Consider the following 26307-nt stretch of genomic DNA (forward strand, 5'->3'; position numbering starts at 1 on the left):
CTTTGAGCGAAATAGACCTCGATTTGTAAGCAAATCGGTTGGGCGTCGGCAGACCTGTGCGTTCGGCAGACGCTAAAACGGGCGGCGCGACTTAAGTCACACCGCCCGTTCGTGGCGCGCGCCGCGGGAGTAAATCCCGCGTCGTCGGTCGGCGCTAATGCGCCGCCGGCCGGGCCCGCTGTTGCACTGGCTTCGCCTTGCGCAGCGGCATTCGCCTACAGCTTCGCCGTCAATTCCGGCACGATCTTGAACAAATCGCCGACCAGGCCGATGTCCGCGACCTGGAAGATCGGGGCGTCCTCGTCCTTGTTGATCGCGATGATGACCTTCGAGTCCTTCATCCCCGCGAGATGCTGGATCGCGCCCGAGATCCCGACCGCGACATACACTTCCGGCGCGACGATCTTGCCGGTCTGGCCGACCTGATAATCGTTCGGCGCATAGCCCGCGTCGACCGCCGCGCGCGAGGCACCGACGCCCGCACCAAGCTTGTCCGCGAGCGGATCGATCGTCGCGTGGAACTGCTCGCTCGACGCCAGCGCGCGGCCGCCCGAGACGATGATCTTCGCGCTGGTCAGCTCGGGACGCTCGTTCTTGGCGATCTCCGAGCCGGCGAAGGTCGACAGGCCCTTGTCGCCGGTCGATGCGACCGCCTCGATCTCGCCCGAACCACCTTCGGTCGCGGCCTTGGCGAATGCCGTGCCGCGCACCGTGATGACCTTCTTCGCGTCGGTCGACTGGACGGTTGCGATCGCGTTGCCGGCGTAGATCGGCCGCGTGAACGTGCCTTCGCTCTCGACCGACAGGATGTCGCTGATCTGCATGACGTCGAGCAACGCTGCCACGCGAGGGGCGATGTTCTTGCCATGCGTGGTCGATGGCGCGACGAACGCATCGTGCGTGCGCATCAGCTCGACGATCAGCGGCGCGACGTTCTCGGCCAGCGCATGCGCGAACGCAGCGTCGTCGGCGACGTGCACCTTGCCGACGCCGGCGATCTTCGCGGCCTCGGCAGCGACGCCGTCGACGCCCTGGCCGACGACCAGCAGATGGACTTCGCCGAGCTGCGACGCGGCCGTGACCGCCGACAGCGTGGCATCCTTGACGGTCTGACCGTCATGTTCGACCCAGACGAGCGTCTTCACTTGGCGACTCCCATTTCCTTGAGCTTGCCGACCAGCGCGTCGACATCGGCGACCTTGATCCCGGCCGAGCGCTTGGCGGGCTCGACCACCTTCAGCGTGGTCAGGCGCGGCGTGACGTCGACGCCGAAATCGGCCGGCGTCTTCTGCGCCATCGGCTTCGACTTCGCCTTCATGATGTTCGGCAGCGAGGCATAGCGCGGTTCGTTGAGGCGAAGATCGGTGGTGATGATCGCGGGCAGCTTCAGCGTGTCCGTCTCCGCGCCGCCATCGACTTCGCGCGTCACGTTCACCGAACCGTCGGCGATCTCGACCTTCGACGCGAACGTGCCCTGGCCCCAATTCAGGAGACCGGCGAGCATCTGCCCGGTCTGGTTGTTGTCGTCGTCGATCGCCTGCTTGCCGAGGATCACGAGGTCGGGCTTTTCCTCCTCGACAATCTTGGCGAGGATCTTGGCGACGCCCAGCGGCTCGACCTTAGTCTCGCTGACGACGAGGATCGCACGGTCGGCGCCCATCGCGAGCGCGGTCCGCAGCGTTTCCTGGCTCTTCTGCTCGCCGATCGAGACGACGACGATCTCGGTGACGCCCTTGTCCTTCAGGCGGATTGCCTCTTCGACCGCGATCTCGTCGAACGGGTTCATGCTCATCTTGACGTTCGCCAGATCGACGCCCGTTCCGTCCGCCTTCACGCGAGGCTTCACGTTGTAGTCAAGCACGCGCTTGACCGGCACCAGCACCTTCATCGGGGTTCCTTCCAAGGTGAATCTATTCGTTTCGCCCGCTGGTTGCCCGGCGGCGTTGGCCGGACAGATGGCGGTTTCACGTCGTTTTCGCAAGTCCGGTATGGAAACATCGCTATGCCGTAGCGTCACGGCGAGATGCCGATCGGACCACCTGCCGAACAGTGTGCGACATCAACGAAAAAGGGCCCGGACGTTTCCGTCCGAGCCCCTCTTTTCGCAGAATCAGTATGCGTCGTCGGCAGCGGTTAGGCCGCGACCTTCTGCACCTCTGCGACGATCTTCTTCGCGGCATCGCCCAGATCGTTCGCCGGAACGATCGCGAGGCCGGAGTTCGCGAGGATCTCCTTGCCCTTCTCGACATTCGTGCCCTCGAGGCGGACGACGAGCGGCACCGAGAGGTTCACTTCCTTCGCCGCGGCGACGATGCCGTCGGCGATGATGTCGCACTTCATGATGCCACCGAAGATGTTGACGAGGATGCCCTTCACGTTCGGATCCGCGAGGATGATCTTGAACGCCGCAGTCACCTTCTCCTTGTTGGCGCCGCCGCCGACGTCGAGGAAGTTGGCCGGGAACATGCCGTTGAGCTTGATGATGTCCATCGTCGCCATCGCCAGGCCTGCGCCGTTGACCATGCAGCCGATGTCGCCATCGAGCTTGATGTAGGCGAGGTCGTACTTCGACGCTTCGAGTTCGGCGGGATCTTCCTCGGTCTCGTCGCGCAGTTCGAGCAGGTCCTTGTGGCGGAACAGCGCGTTGCCGTCGAATGCGACCTTCGCGTCGAGCACCATCAGCTTGCCGTCGTTCGTCACGGCGAGCGGGTTGATCTCGATCTGCTCGGCATCGGTGCCCATGAATGCGTCATACAGCTTCGACGCGGTGTTCGCGGCCTGCTTGGCGAGATCGCCGGTCAGCTTCAGCGCAGCGGCAACGGCGCGGCCGTGATGCGGCATGAAGCCGGTTGCCTGGTCGATGTCGATCGACTGGATCTTCTCGGGCGTGTCGTGCGCGACGGCCTCGATGTCCATGCCGCCTTCGGTCGAGACGACCATCATCACCCGGCCGGTGGTGCGGTTGAGCGTCAGCGCGAGGTAGAATTCCTTGTCGATGTCGACGCCGTCGGTGACGTACAGGCGATTGACCTGCTTGCCCGCGTCACCCGTCTGGATGGTGACGAGCGTGTTGCCGAGCATGTCGGTCGCGGCTGCGCGAACCTCGTCCGCGGTCTTGGCGAGGCGCACGCCGCCCTTGGCGTCGGGGCCGAGCTCGACGAACTTGCCCTTGCCGCGGCCGCCGGCGTGGATCTGCGCCTTGACGACATAGAGCGGTCCGGGAAGCTTCTTCGAGGCCTCGACGGCCTCCTCGACGGTCAGTGCCGCGAAACCGGCAGGCACGGGGACGCCGAACTTGGCCAGCAGTTCCTTGGCCTGGTATTCATGGATGTTCATCGGGAAGGCTCCACGCAATTTTTAGGAAACTCGGGAATTGGTTGGGCGTAAAGCACAGGGCGGCCAGCAAATCCACCCTTAAGGCATTTGCAGTTGCGTCTCGTTTGCAATAGAAGCGAATCGGCTGACCAAGTGCATTGAGTTTTGGGTAGTTTTTGGGTGTCAGCGTTGCCCGCGTCAGCCTAGCTACAGCCAAAGCTTTGTGTAGCCTTTCGGTCGTGACGTCCTAAGATTGCCGAGAAACGTCGCCAAAACGCAGACATGTTCGGCCTGCGACCGCGTTTGCATAAAAGTAACCCTTTTCAGGGCATTATCCTCGCATGACACAGCCTGCGACTCCATTGCCCCACGATCTGACCAGCGAAGAGCTCCGTCAGTCGCTCCGCAAAGCGGTGAAGATGCGGGCGCATTTGCGCGATCGCGGTCAGACACGGTTCGAGATCGAGGTCACCGACCTGTCGCTCTCGGGGTTTCGCGCGGAAACCAGTTTTACGCTCTGGCCGGGAACGGTGGTGTGGCTGACGCTACCGGGACTCGCCGCGCTGGAGGCGGTCGTGGCCTGGCGCGACAAGTTCAAATATGGCTGCGCGTTTGCCAAGCCGCTGCACCCGGCGGTGTTCGATCATATTGTTGCGCTAAGCCAGCGATAGGCTCGGCCACGCCCGAGCCGATGCGCGAGCGGAGTGTCGCGCAATCGCTGGCTCGGCCGGTGGGTCGCTTTAGCGAACCCATCCGACGACGGCTTTGCCGGCGGCCTTTTAGAGAGAGCTGGTCGCGCCGTGGCAAAGCCACGTCGTCAGTCGTCGCTGTGCGACGCTGGCCGGGCTTTCGACTTATCCGAAAATAGCTGCGCTATTTCGGGTCTCTGCCTTTAAACCCCTGCGCCACCACGAACCATTCGACCGACCCCTTGCGACTCGCCGGCGGCTTGGCGTGCTTCACCGTCTTGAAGTTGCGCTTCATCTCCGCGACCAGTTCCGAATCGGCGCCGCCCGCGAACACCTTCGACACGAACGTGCCACCCGGCTCCAACACCTCGCACGCAAAGTGCAGTGCCGTTTCTACCAGCGCCATCGTCCTGAGCGCGTCGGTCTGCGGATGCCCGACCGTGTTCGCCGCCATGTCGGACAACACCAGATCCGGCGCGCCGCCCAAGGCCTCGATCAGCTTACCCGGCGCGGCATCGTCGAGGAAATCCATCTCGAAGATCGTCACGCCCTCGATCGGGTCGACCGGGAGCAAGTCGATCCCGACCACCGCAGCCTTGGGGATCCGACGCCGAATCACCTGCGCCCAGCCGCCTGGCGCGATGCCGAGATCGACGACGCGCTTCGACCCGCGGATCAGTTCGAATCGCTCGTCGAGCTCGATCAGCTTGTACGCGGCCCGGCTGCGATAGCCGTCGGCCTTCGCGCGCTTCACATACGGATCGTTCAGCTGGCGCTCGAGCCAGCGCGTCGACTGCGCGGTGCGTTTCCGCGCGGTGAGGACGCGGACATGCCCGCCGGAGCCGCCGCGGCTCATGCCGCCACGCCCGACTTGCCCGGTTTAGGCGCGCCCATCAACCGGCGGAGAATGCCCTCGCGAATGCCGCGGTCGGCGATGCCGAGCCGTTCGGCGGGCCACAAATCCATGATCGTCTCCAGAATGGCACAGCCCGCGACCACCAGGTCGGCGCGCTCGTTGCCGATGCACGGCAGCTTGGCGCGCTCCGTGATCGACATGTGGGAAAGGTCGGCGCTGATCTTCCGCATCGCAGAGGCAGGCACGATCAGCCCGTCGACGACCGAGCGGTCGTAATGGCTGAGCCCGAGATGCACGCTCCCGAGCGTCGTCACCGTGCCACTGGTTCCGAGCAGCCGGGGCCGCGCGACGTGCCGGGGCAGGCGGCTGGCGAACCCCGCGAAACTGTCCGCGACCACGCTGCGCATCCGCGCATAGGCGGCACGGCGACCGTCCTCGCCTTCGCCGCCACCGGCATGCTCGGTCAGCGACACCACGCCCCATGGTGCCGAATGCCAGTCGAGCACGGTCGGGATCGGCGTCGACGTATCGATCAGCACGAGTTCGGTCGACCCGCCGCCGATATCGAACACGAGCGCGGGATCCTCGCCGGGCTCGATCAGCGCATGGCAGCCGAGCACGGCCAGCCGCGCCTCCTCCTCGGCAGAAATGATGTCGAGATGGATCCCCGTCTCGGCGAGCGCGCGGGCGATGAAGTCGGGGCCGTTCGAGGCCTGCCGACACGCCTCGGTCGCGACCGACCGCGCCAGCGTGACGTTGCGACGCTGCAACTTGTCCGAGCATACCCGCAACGCCGAGATCGTCCGCTCGATCGCCGCATCGCTGAGCTTGCCGGTCGACGCCAGACCTTCGCCCAACCGAACGATTCGCGAGAACGCATCGATCACCGCGAACCCGCCCGCCTGCGGTCGCGCGATCAGCAATCGACAATTGTTGGTGCCGAGATCCAGCGCGGCAAACGCCTGCGCATCGGCCCACCGCCCTCGGCCGGGCCGGGTCGCCGCCGGACGGGCAGGAGACCCCTGCCGGAACGGCATTCGGGCGGAAACATCCCCCATCGCCGCAAAACTCGCTATCTATATCTGCCGTCGCAGGAAAATACCCACCCGGTGCTTGGCATCGAATGTAGCGGGGTGCAGCGATTACGCAAGCGATGTGGCAAATCCCTACGATCTTGGCGTTGACAGCCCGACCTCCCCCGCCTAGATCGCGCCCTCGCTGATGCCCCGTCGTCTAATGGTAAGACTGCGGTTTCTGATACCGCCTATTGAGGTTCGAATCCTCACGGGGCATCCAGCGATCTATCCTTTGACACCGAAACCGGACCTCTGTGACAGGAGTACGCCTTGGGCGTGCTTCCCCTTGTTGGCTCGAGATCGCCGCGTTTCTCTGGGATGTGGGGCTGAGATGGCTGGTAAGAGGTAAAGTCGCTGGGATGAAATGCGCTTCGCCCCGAGAGAGATTCCTACAAGATCATATGCGGCGGATTAGGGAGCTGTGCGCCTAAGACCTACAAGACGACATTCGGCCGTCGTTGGGCGCTCCCCAACTTCAGACATCCGTTCATGTCCGCTTGACGCCTCAACGTGTGGCCGTGGAATGACAAGAAGTGGGACGAAGCCGCCCTTCGAGGACCGAATGAAGAGTGTCAGCATTCAGCCAAAGTCGGCATTTGGCCGACCGCTCTCTCGATGAACTTGCCCGCCTGGTTGCTACCTTACCGCGGACCATCAGCCGCCTGTTGCCCGTCAAGTTCGGCCTCGCTTTTAAGACTCAGCAGCGGCGTATCGGCATAGCCGAGACTACCACCACGGAAGACCATGGACCTACTCACACTGCCTTGTTCTTGACTGCTGCTCTAGACGAGATGCGGCCCGTGCGGCAACGAGGCTGATGGCTTGGTACGCACCGTGATCGATATCCAAGCCAAGATCTTGGTATGCCCTCATCAAGGCATCGATTGAGGGGGAGCAGCGTAATGACGATCGAAGAGCTGGACGATTTGTATTCGCAGGCCAACAGGCTGATCATGGGCCGAAGCATCACGGCCGCTGGAAAGGCGCTTGTATTCAGTTCCAGCAGCCTCGACGCCGCAGCCAATGACATAGCCGACCTGTACGATCTCACTGCGGAGGAAAGGGCCGCGTTGATTACGGGCCATCAGGGTACCGCTCTCGCGACCGTGCAAGAGACCGCCGCGGGTTTGTTAGGAACCGGAACCCCGCTGGATGCTAAGAAGGCTATGTCGATCGCCAAAACTGCCGTCGACGGGGGGCGCAAAATTAAGGCGATCACGGCCCTCTTGAAGGCAGGTCCGAGCGCGGCCGAAGCCGCAGCCGTGGGCGGGCAGGTCGCGAGCAAGGCAACTGTGTGGGGCTGGGTCGCCACGGCGGTCTATGCCGCAGGCACTGGATCTTGGTTTGCCTACAACCTGCGGTCGTTCAATCTCGCTGCCTACGAGGCAAGGCGTATACGAGAGGGTCTAGAAGCACACCCGGCCGGACCGTCAGTGAGGGACTTAGCGGCCGCCGGACTGACCACGTTCGCGAACGTTGCAACTGATGGGGCCAAAGCGGTCGGACATGGAGCGAGCGCTACAGTGGACGCCGTCGGTCACGGGGTGACTATTGCGAAAACGGGGGCCGCGAAGGGCGGCGGTTGGCTCTATGGTGCAGCCAGCGGATTCTTCCGCCGCAACTCAACCCCGTCCGCCACTGAAAACGCCGCCCCCGGTCTTCGGACCGAGATTGACCGAGCCGGCGACGCCCAAGCCTGAAAGGGCCGCAATCTCCCTCTTGGCTGTTCAGGCAGCGGACCGAATGCCAACTGCCTATGACCCAATTGTGGACGCTCAGAGGCACCTGCCCGTTTCCCAACTTCAGACGTTCATTCATCACGGCTCCGCAAGCCTTTGACTGTTTCCCGATTGGCAAAAGCGGGACGAGGCGGCCATCCGATCTTGACGCCGCGAAGGTCCGCTGTTGGCGCAAGCGGCCTCTAAATTACGATCAGTGCGTTGCCCGATTGAAACATCAAGGCGGGGGTGCGCTCGACGATCGGCGAGACCGATCGGGCGGCAGCCGAGCAGACGCAGGGCCATCCATCCGTTCGTCATCGCTGACCAAGGCAGGACGTCGCCGCGGGTTCAGGGTCAGATCTTCCAGTGCTTCCGGATGAAGGCGTCCAGGGTTTCGCAGCGTACGGTCACCGCGGCCTTGTCCCATTTGAGACCGGCATTGATCTCGCGGCCGATCGCTGCCGTGCCACGCAATCCGCACTCGACGTAGGTGTCAGCTTTTTCGTTGGGAGCGCGACCGCCAAGGGACGAGTTCACGCCGGGCGGTAGCATGGTCAGGTTTCCAAGGTTATGCAGATAGCCGACCTCGGTGTGCTGTGGCTTCACATGCTCGATCGATTTTGCCGGGTCGGTTGCCCAGATTTTGTTCCACTCGGACGCGTTGATAGAGCCTCCGGCTTTCGCGGCGAGATACTCTTCATAGCGGCAGAAAACATAACGGGTGTCTTCGCGGCGCCAGTACCACTCGTCCCAATAGCTCTTGAGCGACATGCGCTCCTCGAGGTCAAAATCCTCGCCAAGGGCATCGATGGCCTTGCCAGCCGCCTTGGCATCAAGCCCGGCGGCAATCGCGTGCCCGAGATGGGTATATTCCCGATTATAGGAACGGGCGTCCAAGCGCCCGATCCCAAACAGGCGGAACGAGGAGCGCTCCCACCGTTCAAGTAGATCTGCGGTCGTAGCCGCGTCAAGATTGCGCGCCATGATCGCAACCGCCACGAACCGGGCCTGCAACACTTTCGCCGGCGCCCGGCGTCTGTTGTCACTATGAAGCTCGTGGACGTACCTGTTTATCGCCTCCAACTTCCGAGCAGCCGCGATGATCGGCTTCAGGGCCTGACCGCCCGCCTGAAGGATCTCGCGCGCCGCTTCCTCCTGGGGTAAAACCTTATTGGGCGCCTTTTCACGGGCGAAAGTACCGGCGAACTGCAACGCCTCGTCGGCGTGATCCGCAACAGTCCCGATGGTCCGGTAAATGGTCTGCCAGATGACATGCATCTCCGCGAGTCCCGGCTCTCGCGTGCCGGCGGGGACATGTTCGTAGATCGAGGCCATAAGCTGGCTTTTCAGCTTGTCGATCCACTTCACGTCGAGCCCGCGACTGTTGAGGACCTCGAACACCCGGTAAACGAGGGACTCGTCGGCCACCTCATGCAGGATCATCGACATCCGGTTGCGGACCGTCGACAAAAGGCCGACCAACCCGCCGTCCGCGCTCCACCCGGCCACGAAGCGCTCACATTCGGTGATGGCGTCGACGACATTGCAATCAGCCGCCGTGACCACGATAGTCTCGTCGACGCCGCCCTTTCGGATATAATCCGTGAAGACGTGGCTGCTGTCATGGTTGGTCTGCAGCAGGACGAGGCTGTGCTCGTCCCCTTTTACCAGAAGGTCCGCAAGGCCCTGCTTGGCTTTTTGTGCGGCGGCATCTTCAGCGCCCAACGCTTTCTCAATCGCCTTGAGGAGGATGACGAGCGTGGTGATACGCTGCTGTCCGTCCACCAACTCGACGACACGAAACTCCTCCGCGCCGATACCGATTGTCTCACGGGCCAAGCCGACGACCGTCGCCATGAAATGGTCACGGCCGGACCGCTGGGCTTCCTCGATATCGCGAAAGAGATCGGCCCGCTGATGCCGACCCCAAGAGTAGGACCGTTGATAGCCAGGTATGCGAAAAAGGCGGCCTTCAAGAAGTTTAAAGACGGTAACGTGGATCGGATTGAGCTGCATCCAGGGAGTTTGGCGGCATCGATGCGACCTGTCTATCCCGATGGAAGGCGTGGTGTGCGAGGCTGTGCAGTGGTGGCGAGGTGCTGAATGCGTATCACGGCCGTGGATGTTGGCCTCTCGGGCCGCCTTTCATTTGCGGTCACATATTAATCGACGCGGAGACCACGAAGCGTACGCCCTTCGGCCAGGCGGCCCATTTACTGATCAGCAATTCTTTTGGTGCTGATTAACAAGATGACTCAGCTAAGAAAGACGTACTGGCGGCGCCAGCGTGAATCCGAATGCGCGACGCTGCTAAGTGGCGGAGCGGGCGCCTCGTTTCCATGCGCGGCAGAACGCTTCGCGACGAAGCGGCTCAACCTACGCCCAACGGAGATTTGGGAAGACGCGATAGATGCGATGCGCGGTGAGCGGCGCTACGAGATTCGCCAACGTCGAAAGGGGGATCGCAGCGTTTTCGAGCGTTTAGACACGGCCAAATTCGACATATTGGTCGTCTGCGTGTGGACTATCGGGGAGGGCCAAGGCGGTGTGCATCTCAAGTTCGAGTGCAAGCTCCTGACGGCGCAAGCCATCGCAAGCGCCGGCACAGCCAAACTGAACGCGTTGTTGTCGGCTGCGCCTACACGAGTGAGCGGTAAGGCCATGCAGTTACGCCGAAAGCACGCCTAATAAGCACGATCGAGCGAGTTGCTTTTCGACCAGCGAGACCCATTCCCGGTCATTCAGGACCTGTTTGCCGCTTCCTAACTTCGGCCTTTCGTTCATCTTGGTAAACCGCGGGTATTAAGCTTATGTACCCCGCAGTCGAGCGGGCGCTGCCTGTCCGCTTTCTCGAATGGAGCCTAGTGCAAGGTGGAGAGCGAAGGCAATGAACGTCGACGACTATACCCTCTTGCTGTTGACGGGGTGTCGTTCGGGCGAGGTGGCCGGCCTGCAATGGGCAGACGTAAAGGGCAACCGGCTGAAGCTGCGCGATAGCAAGACTGGGCCGCGCACCGTTTGGTTGGGTGATCAGGCCCGGGCAGTGATCGCCGCCATACCCCGCCAGCGGGGCGTGGCGTGGCTGTTTTGGAACCCGGTGCTGCGCAAGCCGGTACTGCGCATCGGCAATCACTGGCCGTCGATCCGTGACAGAGCCGGGCTACCGGGGGTTCGAGTTCATGACCTTCGGCACACGTTCGCGAGTCACGCGGCGATGAATAGGGAAACGCTGCCAATGATTGGTCGCCTGCTCGGACACAACAACACGCAATCGACGTCGCGCTATGCCCACCTTGATGACAATCATGTCCTTGATGCAGCGGAACAGATCGGGGCAGCTATCGAGCGAATGATCGCCTGATCCTACCGGCTACTGAGGTAAGATCGCATCGCCGATCAAACGACCGACGAAAAGGTACCGGATGGTATCAACGTAATGGCTACCGTTTGGTACCAAGAAGTATGCCGGACCGGCTAGATCCAGATGCAGACATCTGAGCCTGGCGGCGGTTCTCTCGAGAGCGGAGCCTCGTTCAGGACAAGCTCTGTAGGAACATCGTCTAAATAACTGGCCTTGCAGCCAGACTTTCGCCTCAACAACCGTTCCGCAACGAGCGATCTGCCCCGGCGGTAAGTGTATAGACGGATCCCCGCCGAGCTCCGCGGTTGTGATGATCTACACGCCGGCCATGATCGTGCCGGCGGACCAAGCCGGCACGAACCAATTCGGATACAGCGCGGCTGACATTGCAGCGCCCGGACGCCGCACTCGCAACCGTACCGCTAGGTCAATGGCGTCAGCGGCTGCCTTAGAGTCCTTGGCGAGGCGCGCCTGCCCTTCCAACTCGATCCGTACCCGCTCTGTAAGCGCAATCCGGCGGGGATCGCGGTGAGCCATCGGCGATAGCGCGTCGCATAGCCAATCTCGGAGCCGTACCGCATTACCCTCCTCGGCCGGCAGGAACTGGTCTAAAACGAGGTGTCCGTTAAACGACTGATCGTTCCATTCTCGATCAAAACCGTCTCGAAAGCTGGCAAGTAGCCGGCTAAACGCTTTTGTTCGACGCCCAAGTTGAGGCACTGTGCCGAATGGACGAGCGGAACTGTAAGGGTTGAGGAAGCGTATGCGGGAAGAGCTGACCACTTTGTGGACGCATATCGAACGGGGCGAATTACCTGCAGACGGCGAAACGCTTTTCGGCTCTGCGTGGGACAAGAACGAAATCAGGTTTGTCGTTCAAGAGACGTACATCCTTGACTACAAAGATAAGGTTCCGTCAAAATTTAGTGACGGTTACGGCGCCGGAATCGTGCGTCTGATCCTCGCGATGTATAACTCGTTTGGCGGCCTAATAGTATTTGGCGTTAACGATCGCGTGATGACTGTATGTGGTGTTACTACGCCAGTTGATGCTGAATCGCTAAATCGGGTTCTCTCGGACGCAACCGGAAGAAGCATAGAATGCATTACCCGTTCTTACGTAATGCCTGGCTTAGATGAAAAAGCCATATGTGTTCTTTTAGTACCCAGACGTGGATCATCCAAACCCGTCAAACTTCAGGCTGAGGTTGGCCCCTACCCAGTTGGGAAGCTCTGGATACGTGACAGGCATGAGGTTTTGGAAGCGGATGCGGTTCATCTTCCAACCCTTTATTCCTCCCGACTCGCGTTACCCGCTGAGTCAGCGGATACGAGCCTTCCTATCCACAGGTCGATGCCGCCGTCGCCTGCAACCATGGCCGATTTTATTGGCCGGAAAGCTCTCCTGGGGGATCTCTGGGACTGGTTCGTCTTTGGCGATCAGCCTCGCATGTACTTAAGTGGGCCCGGTGGATCAGGTAAAAGCACTCTTGCGTATGAGTTTGCGCGCAGTCTTGCAGAAAATGGATATAATGTCTCACTTCCACGTGGTGAGCGCGTTGACTACGTTATATACATATCGGCTAAGGAGACCGAGCTTCATACACTGAATGGAAAACAACAGCGCTTTCAGCTTCGTCAATTTGATAATGCTGAGAGTCAGTTCCAGCAAATATTATATCACAGTGGACACTTCGATGCAGAAGCGCTGACCGGGATTACCGAAGACGAAGCTCTGTCTCTACTTGAAGAACTGTTTTCGTCATACTCAGGTTTGGTTGTGATTGATGACATCGATGCTCTTAGTCGTCGGAAAGTAGATACCGGCGAGGAGCCACTATTTTTAAAGAGCGTGCATGGAACAAAAAGAACAAAGATTTTGTACACTCTTCGCTATCCGCCGTCTTACGCAATGCGGTCGTCTTTGCCCGTCCCAGGACTGTCCGAGGGGGCGGAATTCCATGAATTCCTGGACGCAGTATGCGAGCAGTTCAACGTTAGTAAGCCTACGCCAGAATACGTGCCAAAGATAGATGAAGCAACCTCTGCTTTGCCATTACTTATAGAAACGGTCATTGGCCTTCGCAAGCATTCGAGCTCATATAAAGATGCGCTCGCCGACTTTAAGGATAAGGGAGGCGATGATGCACGGCAGTATCTTTATCAGCGTGAGTATGACCAGCTCGATCGAGATGGAAAGGCGCGCGAAGTTTTGGCCGCTTTATTCTTTTTGAAGGAACCCGTCAGCTTCACGACTATTGTGAACCTGCTTACCATGACGTCGAGCCGCGTACGGGATGCTATCAGTGAATGTGGAAGTATATTTCTGACTACCATTGAAAATGAGCAAGGCGAAACACTTTATCAGCTTGCTACTCCTGCGATTCCTTTTGTCTGTATTGTTTCCGAACAGCTCAATAGAGTCGATCTAATACGTCGACGAGTTGAGTTGTTTGTTCAGGAAGGCGCTAGGTATACCCCAGAGGAAGCAGCACTCATTGTTCGGCTTGATCGGCTAATACGCAAACACGATTTCTCTGCCATGGCTGACGTAGCCCAGTCCATATCACAGCATGACCCGGTAATGGCTAACCCTCGTATTCGTGGTTTGATAGGTCAAGCCTATGCCGAACTTGGTGGGCCGCGGCGCGAGCAGGCAAGAGAATGTTTCCGTGCTGCAGAAGCATTAAACTATTTTGATATATATATGATGCGAGCATGGTATCATCTTGAGTACCAGTCCGGTTACGGCATTGGCGAGGCCCGCGCACTTTGCGAGCGAATCCTAGCAAAGGAGAAACTAGGTGTCCGCTACCGTAGCGAGTTTCTTGGGAAGCTGGGCCGTTGTTACGCGGCCGAAGCACAGTCAATGCTCGGCGTCAGCCGAGAAAAAGCTGTCGACCTTCTTAGCTCATCGGCACTTTCTTACCTAGAGTCATTGTGGATCGGTAGAACAGCAAGAGAACTTGATCCACAGGTAACGTTGAACTGGTTAGATAGAACCTTAGAAACATTTGTAAATTACTCACGAGGCGATATCGACGACTACCTTTCTATGATCGGCAGCCTTCCCTCTAAAAAATGGGATATCTCTCCCGAGGCAGCTGACAGCTTAATTGGAGCGTTAACAAAGTCAAATGCGGCTTCGGATGATAAAATGAAGGCCAAAGCGTATGGGTACATCCGCCGAACAATAGGAAAAATTGATAAGGGGGCGAGTGGGGTCTCCTTAAGCCCTGGCATGAAAAGGCTCAGGGATCTATTGGTGCTTCTTCAAGATGGTCTCTCTCCAGTTAAATAGCTCTGTAGGATGTGAACGTTCCCACGGCTGACGAGGGGCTCGAGGAATCGTTGTCCCCCTCCCCTATGCTCGCCACGCTGCTGGCGGTTCTAGCCGGGGCTCCTCGCCGTGAAGGATGCGCGCCCGTCTTCCCGAACAGAACCGGGACGAAACCGCTTACGTTAGATCCGTGGTGGAACGGCTTCCGTCGATCCTGTTCCATGCTTGATCTCAGGCTTCATGACCTGCGCAACAGTTTCGCGTCCACCGCGATCATGGACAATGTGCCGTTGGTAACCATCGGCAAGCTGCCCGGCCTCGTCCTCCAGTAAACCACGGCCAAACACGCACATCTAGCCGACGAGGTAATCGGAGGTGCTGCGTAGCGAATTCCGGTTCGCTCGCTCGACCTTTGGGATTACGGCTATCAACAGGACTCCTTACGAGCAATCTTGCCGGAAGCGAGCAGCCCCGTTAGAGCGCGCAGCTTGGGGTTTCGGCGGGGTCTGTTCCAGCCGACGGCCCATAGCTCTTTCCAGCAGGAATCGGTCATGAAGATCAACGCGGTCGAGATTCGTCCCGGCAACATTCTTGAATATGAGGGCGGCATCTGGCGTGCCGTCAAGATTCAGCACACTCAGCCCGGCAAGGGCGGTGCCTATATGCAGGTCGAGATGAAGAACCTCATCGACGGCCGCAAGAACAACACCCGCTTCCGCTCCGCCGAGAGCGTCGAGAAGGTGCGGCTCGAGACCGTCGACTTCCAGTTCCTGTTTCGCGAAGGCGACATGCTCACCTTCATGGACAAGATCAATTACGAGCAGATCTCGCTCGACGCCGACATCCTGGGTGACGCCGCGGCGTTCCTGCAGGACGGCATGGACGTGGTAATGGAGCTCTGGGAAGAGCGGCCGATCTCGGTCCAGCTGCCGGACACGATCGAGGCGCTGATCGTCGAGGCGGATGCCGTCGTGAAGGGCCAGACGGCCTCATCTTCGTATAAGCCGGCGGTGCTGGAAAACGGCGTCCGCGTGATGGTCCCGCCGCATATCGGTGCGGGTACGCGGATCGTGGTCGACGTGTACGAGCAAACTTACGTAAGGCGCGCGGACTAAGTTCTGCTCCCCCTCCCGCAAGCGGGAGGGGGCCGGGGGGGTGGGCGCCCGCCCTCCACGTCGCGCAACCTACCCGGCGCGAACAATTTCGATGCCGCGCGACGCTGATAGCGCGAGCCCACCCCCGGCCCCTCCCGCTTGCGGGAGGGGGGAGATAGAATACCATGCCCAGCCATTCCGGCATCATGACCGTCATCGAGCGCGCCGCCCGCAAGGCCGCGCCGCGCCTGCGCCGCGACTTCAACGAGGTCCAGCAGCTCCAGGTGAGCCGCAAGGGTCCGGCCGACTTCGTCAGCCAGGCCGACCAGCGCGCCGAGCAGACGATCTTCGAAGAACTCAGTCACGCCCGTCCCGATTGGGGCATGCTCATGGAAGAGCGTGGCGAGGTCGAGGGTGACCCGAACAAGCCGCGCTTCATTGTCGATCCGCTCGATGGGACGTCGAACTTTCTTCACGGTATCCCACATTTCTGCATCTCGATCGCGGTCGAGGAGCCGATGCCTAACGGCAAGCGCGAGGTCACGACTGCGCTGGTGTATCAGCCGCTGACCGACGAGAGCTTCTGGGCGGAGAAAGGCCGGGGAGCATGGCTCACCGACCAGCGCTTACGCGTGTCGTCGCGGCGTGATCTGTCGGAATCGCTGATCGCGACGGGGATCCCGTTTCTAGGGCATGGCGATTTCGCGCAATGGAGCCGGATTTTTGGGGCGGTTGCGCCTGAGGTTGCAGGAATTCGTCGTTTGGGGGCTGCGGCGCTCGATCTGGCATGGCTCGCGGCTGGTCGTTTCGACGGCTTCTGGGAATCTAATCTGAAGCCATGGGACGTCGCGGCTGGGATGCTGTTGGTCAAGGAAGCTGGCGGTTTCGTCACCGACTTCCGTGGTGGCGATCGCGCGATGGAGCGCAACGAGTTCCTCGCGGCGAACGACGCGCTGCACTCTCGGCTGCACAAGCTAATCGCCAACGCTCTTCGGTAAGGTATGATATAGTAACATTGCCTTCATATTCGCGGCGTTAAAAGCGAACAATTGCGAGGGTGGCGCACGAAGGCGTCGCCCCCTCATGATAGCGCACTCGATACGCGAAACAGGGCATGAGCGATACCTCAGCCCCGACTTGCGTGGGCAGTGCAAAGGTGACGCAAAGTTCGGGTTTGATTTTTATGTCGCTGTTCAGGCAACCGACGATGTCATGCCCTGCCCCGGGTATCGGACTTTGATTTAGTTGCCGCAAAACGGCGAAATTGGTCCGCTAGCTGCCAGTCTTTTTTAGAGCCGTGTCTGTCCCAGGCATCTAAGGGAGGCCCATGCATGAGGTTAACAAGCTGTTATCCTCCAATGAACAAAATGGAAATTTTTTAGATCGCCCCCCCCGGATAGCTGGCTTAGACACAATCCGATGAAGATTATTGACAACACCTCACTGCTGCTCGGCGAGGATATGAAGTCTACCCTAGGGCGCGGTTCTCGGCTCAAGATAGCGGCGTCGTGTTTCTCGATATACGCTTTCGACGCCCTGAAAGCGGAGTTGTCGAAGATCGAAAGCCTTCAGTTCATTTTCACAGCCCCAACCTTTGTGCCAACGGAAGTGACTGACCGCCTCCGTAAGGAGCGGCGAGAGTTCTTCATCCCCAAGGCAACACGCGAGCAGGGCCTGTACGGGACTGAGTTCGAGATACAGCTTCGCAACCGGCTGACCCAGCGTGCGGTCGCGCGCGAGTGTGCGGACTGGATACGAAAGAAGGCTCGCTTTCGGTCAAACACGAGCAAGGCGCCGATGCAGCAGTTCATTCATGCCGGTGTCGAAACAGGCGACGTTGCCTATATGCCGGTAAGTGGTTTTACGGCCGTCGATCTTGGCTATCAAAGGGGCGATGCGGTCTCAAACCTCGTGACCCGCATCGACGATGCTGCACACACTGAGGTCTATCTACAGCTGTTCAATCAGATTTGGAATGACGACGATAAAGTCAGCGACGTAACTGCCGCTATTTGTGACCATATCGAATCTGTCTACCAAGAGAATCCACCAGAACGCATTTACTTTCACATAATTTACAGCTTATTTCAGGATTTCCTAGAAGAGATCGATGGGGATGATATGCCCAACGATTTGGTCGGATTTAAAGACAGCCTAGTCTGGAACAAGCTTTTTAATTACCAGAAGGACGCCGCAACTGGAATTATAAACAAGTTAGAAATGCATAATGGCTGCATATTGGCAGATAGCGTAGGTCTCGGTAAAACATTTACTGCGCTGGCTGTAGTTAAATATTACGAACTGCGCAATCGGTCCGTTCTTGTACTGTGCCCAAAGAAGCTCGCAGATAATTGGCGCAACTACAACACAAACCTGACCACTAACATATTCGCAAAAGACCGATTCAATTACGACGTGCTAAGCCATACCGATCTCTCGCGCACGTCAGGAGAGGCTTTCGGCATTCCGCTGAACCGCGTGAACTGGAGCAACTATGACCTGGTCGTCATCGATGAATCTCATAACTTTCGAAATAATGATATCTTTAAGAATCGGGAGACGCGCTACCAACACTTAATGAACAAGGTCATCCGTTCCGGGGTGAAAACTAAGGTTTTGATGCTTTCGGCGACGCCAGTTAACAACCGCTTCAATGACCTGAGGAACCAGCTCGCGCTCGCTTATGAAGGCGAGTCTGAAAATCTCAGCCGCAAGTTAAAAACTAACGTTGGGATAGAGGAGATTTTCAGGAGGGCTCAAAAGGCGTTCAACGTATGGTCGGATCTACCGCCCGAAGAACGAACTGCATCGGCAATCTTGAAAGCCCTTGATTTTGACTTTTTTGAGATGCTCGATGCGGTGACCATTGCGCGCTCGCGGAAGCACATCGAGACGTTCTACGATACCAAAGATATCGGAAAATTCCCGCAACGGCTTAAGCCACTGTCCTATCAATGTCCAATTACCCATCGCTCGGACGTTCTTGGTCTCAATGAGATCTTCCGGAGCCTGTCGGCGCTCCGGCTCGCGGTCTACGCCCCTATCAGCTACATTTTGCAGAGCCGACTCCGGAAGTACGAAGAAATCTACGACACTCAGGTGGAGGGCGGTCGCGGTAAACTTCGCCAAGCTGACCGCGAGCGAAGCCTTCAAGCTTTGATGACCACCAACCTCCTGAAGCGGCTAGAAAGCTCCGTCGAAGCATTCCGGCTTACGCTGCAGGCGCTAAGCGGCAACATCGCTCGGACGCTTCAAGCGATTGAAGCCTATGAACGCGCTGGCGGTATCGGGGATGTAACAGACCATCTTCATAGTACCGTTTTGGATTCCGATGACGACGACCTGAGCGGGATTGACGAGTTTACCGTTGGAAAGAAAATAAAGATCAGCCTGTCCGATATGGACATTCCCTCTTGGAAGCATGACCTTAGCGCAGACCTCGCGCTGATCGAAGACCTAATTATATCGATGGTCAAAGTATGTCCTGAGGACGACGCCAAGCTTCAACATCTAAAGAACGTCGTCGCGCGCAAGATCGCCGACCCGATAAATCCCGGGAACCGGAAGGTTCTAATCTTCACTGCCTTTGCGGACACGGCAAAGTACCTATACGCCAATCTTGCGGCCAACCTTCTTCAGTCGCACGGTATCCACTGTGGAATGGTCACGGGCTCTGACGCACCAAAGAGCACGCTTAAAAAAACTTATGACTTCCAATCAATCCTCACCCTCTTCTCACCGATCGCAAAAGAAAAACACTTGGTTCTACCTCACGAGGCAGGCGAGATAGACATTCTCATCGGTACAGACTGCATTTCGGAAGGCCAGAACCTTCAAGACTGCGACTATTTGATCAACTACGATATCCATTGGAATCCCGTCCGCATCATCCAGCGGTTCGGTCGCATCGACCGTATCGGGTCACCCAACGCCCAGATCCAGCTTGTCAGCTACTGGCCGGACATCTCGCTCGATGAGTACATTAACCTCAAGGAACGCGTCGAAAACCGCATGATGATCGCCGACGTGGCTGCGACCGGAGACGACAATATGCTGACGTCCAAAAGCAGTGACATTGCCTACCGTAAAGAGCAGCTCAAGCGGCTTCAGGAAGAAGTTATCGAGTTGGAGGACGTGCGGACCGGAATTTCAATCACCGATCTTGGCCTCAATGATTTTCGAATGGACCTGCTGAACCATATAAAAGAGCATGGTGACCTCGACCATCTGCCCAACGGCATGCATGCGGTTGTGCCGGCGCAGCCTGCGCTTGGCCTCCAGCCCGGTGTGATTTTCGCGCTCAAAAACATTCACGACAGCGTGAACATCGATCAACAGAACCGGCTTCACCCCTATTATCTCGTCTATGTCGGTCATGACGATGAGGTGGTTATCGAACACACTGAGGTAAAGCGGCTGCTCGATCTGGTTCGTGCGAGCTGCAAGGGCCAAGCTCAGCCGATTCATGCGGTTTGCCAGCTTTTCAATGAGCGGACACAAGACGGTCGCAGAATGGAGCACTGCTCTACCCTTCTGAGCACGGCAATACGATCGATGATCGAGGTCAAGGAAGAGAAGGACATCGACAGCTTATTTAGTGGCGGGAAGACTACGGCGCTGGTCCACTCCATCGCCGGGCTCAATGATTTCGAGCTAATTGCCTTCCTCGTTATCGAGGAAAAGGCATAATGACGGAAGCGTTCTTTGATTACCCCAAGGCTGCCGCCTTCGGGCGCATTGTCCCGAAGAACCGGATCTATGAGCATGCCAGCGTTGGCACGGTGCTAAAGGACCTGTTTGTTAATCAGGTCGATCAGATCGTCTGGATGTACAAGCTGGCTCCTGAAACAACCAACCTTTCGGCTACTAAGGCCGTCAGCGAAATTCAGGTGTTCGGCGTCAGCCTACGCACTGGCAAGCTCGACGAAGAGGTGCTGCGGGCAATCGATCGCGCGATATCGTTCCCATTGATCTTCGAGCTAAGCCGGTCTGGTAAGCGGAAGGCAGTGGCCGCTTTCAAGCGGTCCAGCGATGCCGATCCGAAAAAATGGGTTGTAGGCGCTTATTTTTCAACCGATTGGGTGTCGGATGATGGGCCTCGCCAGCCGATGCCGCTCGCGCTTAATCTCGGCGGGCTCTATGACGCTCTGCTGACGGCTCTGATGCCAAAAGCGGTTTCCAACGAAGCTGGCGAAGACATGCAGGCCCGCGTGGCGCGGATGGAAGAGATCCGGGCCAAAACCCGTGAGGTGGATCGGATCAGGACACACCTTGCCCGCGAGAAGCAGTTCAACAAGCGTGTGGCGATCAACGCAAAGCTGCGCGCGGCGCGGAACGACCTTGAGCATCTCTCGGGAGGCGATCCCGACAATGCCACAATGGATGAGTAAGGGAATGACGATGGACAAATTGAAGATGCACAGCCCTGACATGAGCCAAGAAAATATCGCGAAGTTGCGCGACTTGTTCCCAGGCTGCATGACTGAGGCACGCGATGACGTGACGGGGCGCCGGCGTCTAGCGGTGGACTTCGATCAACTGCGCCAGGAATTGAGCGATCACATCGTTGAGGGGCCGCAGGAACGGTATCGACTAGAGTGGCCGGGTAAGCGGGAAGCGCTTCTGCTCGCTAACTCTCCGATTGCAAAAACCTTTCGTCCAGTCAGAAAAGGCAGCCTCGACTTTGACGGAACGCATAACATCTTAATCAATGGCGACAATCTTGACGCACTAAAGCTGCTTCAAGAGACTATGCTGGGTAAGATTAAAATGATTTATATCGATCCTCCGTACAATACGGGGAGCGACTTCATTTACAATGACGACTTTTCGGACAGCGTCGACGGGTACCTCATAAAGTCGAATCAAAGAGACGAGGACGGTTCAAAGCTCACTGCTAATACGGAGGCAAACGGCCGGTTTCATTCCGACTGGCTCACAATGATCTACGCTCGTCTGAAACTTGCACGAAATCTTCTAGCGGATGACGGAGTAATATTTGCCTCTATAAGTGACGAGGAATCTGCCAATTTAAAAAGGCTGCTAGATGAGGTATTTGGAGAAGAGAATTTCATAGACACAATCGCTGTCGAAATGTCCACTACATCTGGCCCCAAAACTGTCAATGCTCAGCAGGGTACTATAGTAAAGAATGTTGAGTTTGTTCACGTCTTTCGAAAAGGTTCTGCGTTCGACAAAATAAGACACGTTCCTCTCCTTGATGGTATTACATCATTTGATACTCATTACTCGGCGTGGATGGATGAAGACGGTGCATTAGAGGCGCTTTCCGAAAAGTTGCTGGGCGATAGCGAAGTTGGAAGTGACATTGAGCGATACGGACTACTGAACAGAGGTAAGTTTAGCATCAATAATATCGATAAGCTCCTTGCAGTATCGGATTCTGCCAGATTGTTTATCGATAGTAATCTTGATAGGATTGCCCGTATCGATAGGCCACCTGTATCAGCAGCCGGCAACCGCACCGAGGTCGGTCGCTGGAAGTTGTTTAATGTCGATCATCGGTCGTATTATCTGACTACATTGGCAAATGGCACCCTTCAAGCGTTGATGCCACTATCTCTCAACTATAGAATGTCAGATGATTACAAACCTAGATTTGGACGAACTGTGATTAGAGGTGATCTTTGGAAGGGCTTTCACCAAGATATGGGGAACGTTGCCAAGGAGGGGGGAGTAGCGTTTGCGAATGGCAAAAAGCCAGTTCGATTAATTAAACAACTTATGAAGTGGGCAAATAATACCAATGGTGGGATTGTCTTGGACTTCTTTGCGGGATCAGGAACCACCGCACATGCAGTTCTCGAAGCAAACGCAGAAGACGGCTTAAATCGTAAGTTTATTCTCGTTCAACTGGATGAGAGACCCGATAAAAAGTCGGATGCCGCGAAGGAGGGGTACGAGACCATCGCAGACCTTTCCGCTGAACGTATCCGACGTGCAGGCAAGGCAATCCTAGAAGGCGACTGCCACCGTGATTGGGACCGCGATGTTGGTTTTCGGCTGCTAAAAGTCGATACATCGAACATGCAGGACGTATACTACCGCGCAGATCAGGTGGTGCAAAGCGACCTGCTCGCCGCCGTTGACAATATCAAGTCTGACCGTAGCGCAGAGGACCTGCTGTTCCAGGTTCTCGTCGACTGGGGCGTGGACATTACACTGCCGGTTCAACGCGAGACGGTGGAGGGCAAAACCGTCTTTTTTGTCGACGGCAATGCGCTAGTCGCCTGTTTCGACACCGGTGTGACGGAGAAGTTGGTGAGAGAGCTTGCGAGCCGCGAACCCCTGCGCGTAGTGTTTCGGGACAACGGCTTTATCTCCGACCCAGTAAAAATCAACGTCGAGCAAGTTTTTCGCCAAGTGTCCCCCGGCACCGACGTTAAGTCGATCTGAGAAAACATTTATGAAGTTAAAATTCAAGGTCCAGGACTATCAGACTCGGGCTGTGAGTGCTGTCGTGGACTGCTTTGCCGGGCAACCGATGTCTAATGGGATTATCTACCGGATCGATCCGGGACAGAAGGTACAGACGAGCGCTTTTGAGGAAGGATTTAAGAATGCTGATCTGGCGTCGACTGTTCCGGTGCTTGCCAACATCCAGAACGTCCAGCGCCTTCAGAACCTCCCCCTCAGTCAAAGTCTGTCCGATTTCACTGTTGTAAATGGACGCGACGAACGGATTTCGGCCCCCTCGGCGTACGCCCGGCACGCACTGGCGGCCAGCCAGTACCACCTCGACGTCGAGATGGAGACGGGAACCGGCAAAACCTATTGCTACATCAAAACGATTTTCGAGTTGAACAAGCGCTACGGTTGGTCGAAGTTTATCATCATGGTGCCGTCTATTGCGATTCGGGAAGGCGTTTATAAGTCGCTTGAGATTACCGCTGACCATTTCACCAAGAGCTACGGAAAGAAGGCGCGTTTCTTTATCTATAATTCGAAGCGTCTCCACGAGATCGAGAGCTTCTCGTCTGACGCTGGGATCAACGTGATGGTCATTAATATCCAGGCGTTTGCTGCGCGCGGTGCTGACAACCGCCGCATATATGAGGAGCTTGACGACTTCCAGTCTCGTAAGCCCATCGACGTGATAGCCAGCAACCGGCCGATCCTTATCCTCGACGAGCCGCAGAAAATGGAAGGCCCGGCCACGATGGAAGCGTTGCCGAAGTTCAGGCCACTTATGATCCTACGCTATTCAGCGACTCACAGGACGCAGCACAACCGTATCCACCGACTTGATGCACTTGACGCTTACAACCAAAAGCTAGTTAAAAAGATTGCCGTGAGGGGCATCCAGACGCGTGGGCTTGCTGGTACGAACGCCTATCTGTACCTTGAGGGCATCGATATATCGAAGAAGGCGCCGATAGCCCGGCTTGAGGTCGAGGTGAAGCTCGCGAGCGGTGAGATTAAGCGGCAGCTAAAGCGAATGGAGGTCCGGGACGACCTATTTGCGAAGTCTGGCGAACTAGATCAATACCGCGACGGCTTCACGATCTCGCAGATTGACGCGCGCAACGACACTATTGAGTTCGTCAACGGCCTAGTGCTGCAGGCGGGGGAGGCCAGCGGCGACGTGTCCCAGCACGACATCCGACGCATCCAGATTCGAGAGACCATCAAGGCCCATCTAGACAAAGAAAAGACGCTTTTTTCCCGAGGCATTAAAGTTCTATCGCTTTTCTTCATCGATGAAGTCGTAAAGTACAGGGACTATGCTCAGCCCGACGAGAAGGGCGAGTATGCTCGAGTATTTGAGAGGGAATATGAGCTTCTCAAGGCGGAATATCTGGCAGAGCTCGCCATCGACAACAACGCCTACCGAGCGTACTTAGCCGAGATTGACGCTCGGTGTACGCACAACGGCTATTTTTCTATCGACAGGAAAACCAGACGACTGATTGACCCTGCCGTAGGCGCAAGGTCGACTGATTCCGAGGATGTGGATGCGTATGACCTGATACTTAGGGACAAGGAGCGTCTCCTATCCTTCGATGAGCCTACACGGTTCATCTTCTCGCATTCCGCGCTGCGCGAAGGGTGGGACAATCCCAACGTCTTTGTCATGTGCATGCTGAAGCACAGCGACAACACCGTGTCGCGGCGACAGGAAGTGGGTCGTGGACTTCGCCTGTCGGTGGATCAGAACGGCGATAGGCAAGATAACCCAGCGGTCGTTCACGACATCAACGTCCTCACCGTCGTCGCCAGCGAAAGCTACAAGAACTTCGTCGCGGGCCTTCAGAAAGAGATCGCCGACACATTGACGTCACGTCCACGTAAGGCGTCAGAGGCCTATTTTGCTGGAAAGACCATTGCCACTGATGCCGGGCCAATCGAGATAACGTTGGGCATGGCGAAGCAGATCTACCGATATCTCATTAAGAACGACTACTCCGATGATATGGACCACATTACCATTGCCTACTCCAAGGCAAAGGAAGCGGGTTTGCTTGCGGTATTGCCGGACGATTTGAAGGCGTATACCGACCAAATTCTGCAAATCATCGACAGCGTGTTCAGCAATGCGCAGCTGCCTAAGATCGACGATGGCCGGAGGCCAAAGACCAACTTACTGAATGAGAACTTCGAAAAGAAGGAGTTTCAGGAACTCTGGCGGCGCATCAATCAGAAGGCTGTCTATCGCGTTGAGTTCGACCCGAAGGAGTTGGTCCTCAGATGCGTGGATGCCTTGGATAGCCAACTTCGCGTGACGCCACTCCAGTACACCGTCCAGACTGGGGTGCAAATCGACGGGCTGACGGACGACCAATTGAAGGTTAGTGACGGCTTTGCATTGACTGGATCAACAACCGAACGAGGAAGCTTTGTTCAGTCACTCGTGAAGTATGACCTTCTCGGGAAGGTCGCCGAGACAACGGAACTGACTCGTAGAACCACAGCTGAAATTCTTACAGGCATCCAAGCTAGCGTGTTCGAACAATTCAAGGCAAACCCCGAACATTTCATCGCCGAAGCGGCTCGGATCATCGGTGAGCAGAAGGCCACTATGGTGATCGAACGGCTCACGTACGATGGCCTGGCCGAACGCTACGACGTTGACATATTCACTGCAAACCAGACCGGACAGGACTTTTCCAAAGCATCAGCGAAGCTCAAGCGGCACGTCTACGATTACATCGTCACTGACTCCGAAATTGAAAGGACGTTCGCGGAGGAGCTTGATATTTCCAGCGAAGTGGTAGTCTACGCTAAGCTTCCCCGCGGCTTCTTGATCCCCACGCCTGTTGGCGACTATAATCCCGATTGGGCGATCTCATTCAAGGAAGGAAGCGTCAAGCACATCTACTTCGTCGCCGAAACCAAAGGTACTATGTCGTCGATGAAACTACGAGAGATCGAGAACATAAAAATCAATTGTGCAAGAAAGTTCTTTAGCGACATCGGATTTAGAAAAACCGGTAATAGCGTTAAATACGACGTAGTGACGAGTTACCGGACGCTTATTGATATGATAAGTATTCCGGTTAAATAAGTTGGCTGATGATATGTCGTAGTTGGCATAAGAAGTAGAGGCCTTCTCCGAAGCGATCGGTAAAGGCCGCTACTTGCGGGCAACGGCGCTATGTGATGGGGTTTAACTGATTCACGGGCGGTGTTTGTGCGATGCAAATCATGGCACAGTTATGTCGAACGGCCCAGGCATTGGAGGCGATCTTGCCCTTACCGCCTAGGATGCAGCATTGTTCCTGTAGGGTGGATGGCCGACAGGTAAGTTCCGAGATCCGCATCAAGCCTTTGCCGCGTGGACCGAAGCTGATTCTCCAGAAGCTGCGAGCGGCTTTAAAGAACAAGGCGTAAAAGGACCTGAATTCTTCATCGGCGCCTCAGCGCCAATGAAGCACCTAGAACCACCTAGAACCAC

General features: G+C 57.1%; 17 protein-coding genes, 1 tRNA gene and 1 pseudogene. 12 read left to right on the plus strand and 7 right to left on the minus strand.

Annotated elements, in window-relative coordinates; all coding sequences use genetic code 11:
* Nucleotides 1-215: 215 nt before the first annotated feature.
* The 3 genes from C8J44_RS13700 to sucC all read right to left on the minus strand — a co-directional run bounded on the left by C8J44_RS13700 (nt 216) and on the right by sucC (nt 3336).
* The gene (locus tag C8J44_RS13700) at nt 216-1145 is read right to left on the minus strand and encodes an electron transfer flavoprotein subunit alpha/FixB family protein (protein ID WP_121904965.1); all 930 of its coding nucleotides are present in this window, start codon (nt 1143-1145) and stop codon (nt 216-218) included.
* Entirely contained in the window at nt 1142-1888 is a 747-nt protein-coding gene (locus tag C8J44_RS13705; RefSeq protein WP_056064107.1) for an electron transfer flavoprotein subunit beta/FixA family protein, read from the minus strand. Before C8J44_RS13705 ends, C8J44_RS13700 begins: the two co-directional genes overlap by 4 nt.
* Before the next feature lie 245 nt (nt 1889-2133).
* On the minus strand, nt 2134-3336 hold the full coding sequence (sucC, locus tag C8J44_RS13710) for an ADP-forming succinate--CoA ligase subunit beta (protein WP_121904966.1): 1203 nt from the start codon (nt 3334-3336) through the stop codon (nt 2134-2136).
* 320 nt (nt 3337-3656) lie between these two features.
* Between sucC and C8J44_RS13715 the strand changes: the two genes are divergently transcribed.
* On the plus strand, nt 3657-3986 hold the full coding sequence (locus C8J44_RS13715) for a PilZ domain-containing protein (RefSeq protein ID WP_056053983.1): 330 nt from the start codon (nt 3657-3659) through the stop codon (nt 3984-3986).
* Nucleotides 3987-4188: 202 nt separating this feature from the next.
* Here C8J44_RS13715 and C8J44_RS13720 read toward each other — a convergent pair whose 3' ends face one another.
* Together C8J44_RS13720 and C8J44_RS13725 are read right to left on the minus strand one after the other, a co-directional pair.
* Nucleotides 4189-4860, minus strand: a complete 672-nt coding sequence (locus tag C8J44_RS13720; protein ID WP_056053985.1) for an RlmE family RNA methyltransferase — start codon at nt 4858-4860, stop codon at nt 4189-4191.
* Nucleotides 4857-5897 (minus strand): Ppx/GppA phosphatase family protein, encoded by a 1041-nt coding sequence (locus tag C8J44_RS13725; RefSeq protein ID WP_121885788.1) that lies wholly within the window; start codon nt 5895-5897, stop codon nt 4857-4859. Before C8J44_RS13725 ends, C8J44_RS13720 begins: the two co-directional genes overlap by 4 nt.
* Before the next feature lie 185 nt (nt 5898-6082).
* Between C8J44_RS13725 and C8J44_RS13730 the strand changes: the two genes are divergently transcribed.
* A tRNA-Gln gene (locus C8J44_RS13730) sits at nt 6083-6156 on the plus strand.
* Between the two features lie 682 nt (nt 6157-6838).
* On the plus strand, nt 6839-7636 hold the full coding sequence (locus C8J44_RS13740; RefSeq protein WP_121904968.1) for a hypothetical protein: 798 nt from the start codon (nt 6839-6841) through the stop codon (nt 7634-7636).
* 375 nt (nt 7637-8011) lie between these two features.
* On the opposite strand, the gene C8J44_RS13745 is transcribed toward C8J44_RS13740, so the two are convergent.
* On the minus strand, nt 8012-9673 hold the full coding sequence (locus tag C8J44_RS13745; RefSeq protein ID WP_121904969.1) for a DUF262 domain-containing protein: 1662 nt from the start codon (nt 9671-9673) through the stop codon (nt 8012-8014).
* Between the two features lie 219 nt (nt 9674-9892).
* Here C8J44_RS13745 and C8J44_RS13750 point away from each other — a divergent pair, with 219 nt between their 5' ends.
* On the plus strand, nt 9893-10345 hold the full coding sequence (locus C8J44_RS13750) for a hypothetical protein (RefSeq protein ID WP_183128785.1): 453 nt from the start codon (nt 9893-9895) through the stop codon (nt 10343-10345).
* Nucleotides 10346-10511: 166 nt separating this feature from the next.
* Nucleotides 10512-11018, plus strand: a complete 507-nt coding sequence (locus C8J44_RS13755; RefSeq protein WP_121904971.1) for a site-specific integrase — start codon at nt 10512-10514, stop codon at nt 11016-11018.
* 232 nt (nt 11019-11250) lie between these two features.
* Here C8J44_RS13755 and C8J44_RS18800 read toward each other — a convergent pair.
* Nucleotides 11251-11594, minus strand: a pseudogene (locus C8J44_RS18800) (hypothetical protein); the annotation flags it as partial.
* Between the two features lie 187 nt (nt 11595-11781).
* On the opposite strand from C8J44_RS18800, the gene C8J44_RS18320 reads away from it, so the two are divergent.
* The 7 genes from C8J44_RS18320 to C8J44_RS13790 all read left to right on the plus strand — a co-directional run bounded on the left by C8J44_RS18320 (nt 11782) and on the right by C8J44_RS13790 (nt 25917).
* Entirely contained in the window at nt 11782-14319 is a 2538-nt protein-coding gene (locus C8J44_RS18320; protein WP_147453207.1) for an RNA-binding domain-containing protein, read from the plus strand.
* Nucleotides 14320-14849: 530 nt separating this feature from the next.
* On the plus strand, nt 14850-15413 hold the full coding sequence (gene efp / locus C8J44_RS13765) for an elongation factor P (RefSeq protein WP_056482276.1): 564 nt from the start codon (nt 14850-14852) through the stop codon (nt 15411-15413).
* Nucleotides 15414-15577: 164 nt separating this feature from the next.
* A complete protein-coding gene (locus C8J44_RS13770; protein ID WP_121904973.1) occupies nt 15578-16390 on the plus strand; it encodes an inositol monophosphatase family protein in 813 nt (270 codons plus the stop codon).
* 421 nt (nt 16391-16811) lie between these two features.
* Nucleotides 16812-20081 (plus strand): helicase-related protein, encoded by a 3270-nt coding sequence (locus C8J44_RS13775; RefSeq protein ID WP_121904974.1) that lies wholly within the window; start codon nt 16812-16814, stop codon nt 20079-20081.
* Nucleotides 20081-20782 carry a DUF4391 domain-containing protein gene (locus tag C8J44_RS13780; protein ID WP_121904975.1) on the plus strand — a complete coding sequence of 234 codons (702 nt, stop codon included), beginning with the start codon at nt 20081-20083 and terminating at the stop codon, nt 20780-20782. The genes C8J44_RS13775 and C8J44_RS13780 overlap by 1 nt, the downstream gene beginning before the upstream one ends.
* 10 nt (nt 20783-20792) lie before the next feature.
* Nucleotides 20793-22808, plus strand: coding sequence for a site-specific DNA-methyltransferase (locus tag C8J44_RS13785; RefSeq protein WP_147453208.1), 2016 nt, complete (start codon nt 20793-20795; stop codon nt 22806-22808).
* Nucleotides 22809-22860: 52 nt separating this feature from the next.
* Entirely contained in the window at nt 22861-25917 is a 3057-nt protein-coding gene (locus C8J44_RS13790) for a DEAD/DEAH box helicase family protein (RefSeq protein ID WP_220683118.1), read from the plus strand.
* Nucleotides 25918-26307 lie beyond the last annotated feature (390 nt).

The sequence above is a fragment of the Sphingomonas sp. PP-CE-3A-406 genome (assembly GCF_003688625.1).
Lineage (GTDB): Bacteria > Pseudomonadota > Alphaproteobacteria > Sphingomonadales > Sphingomonadaceae > Sphingomonas.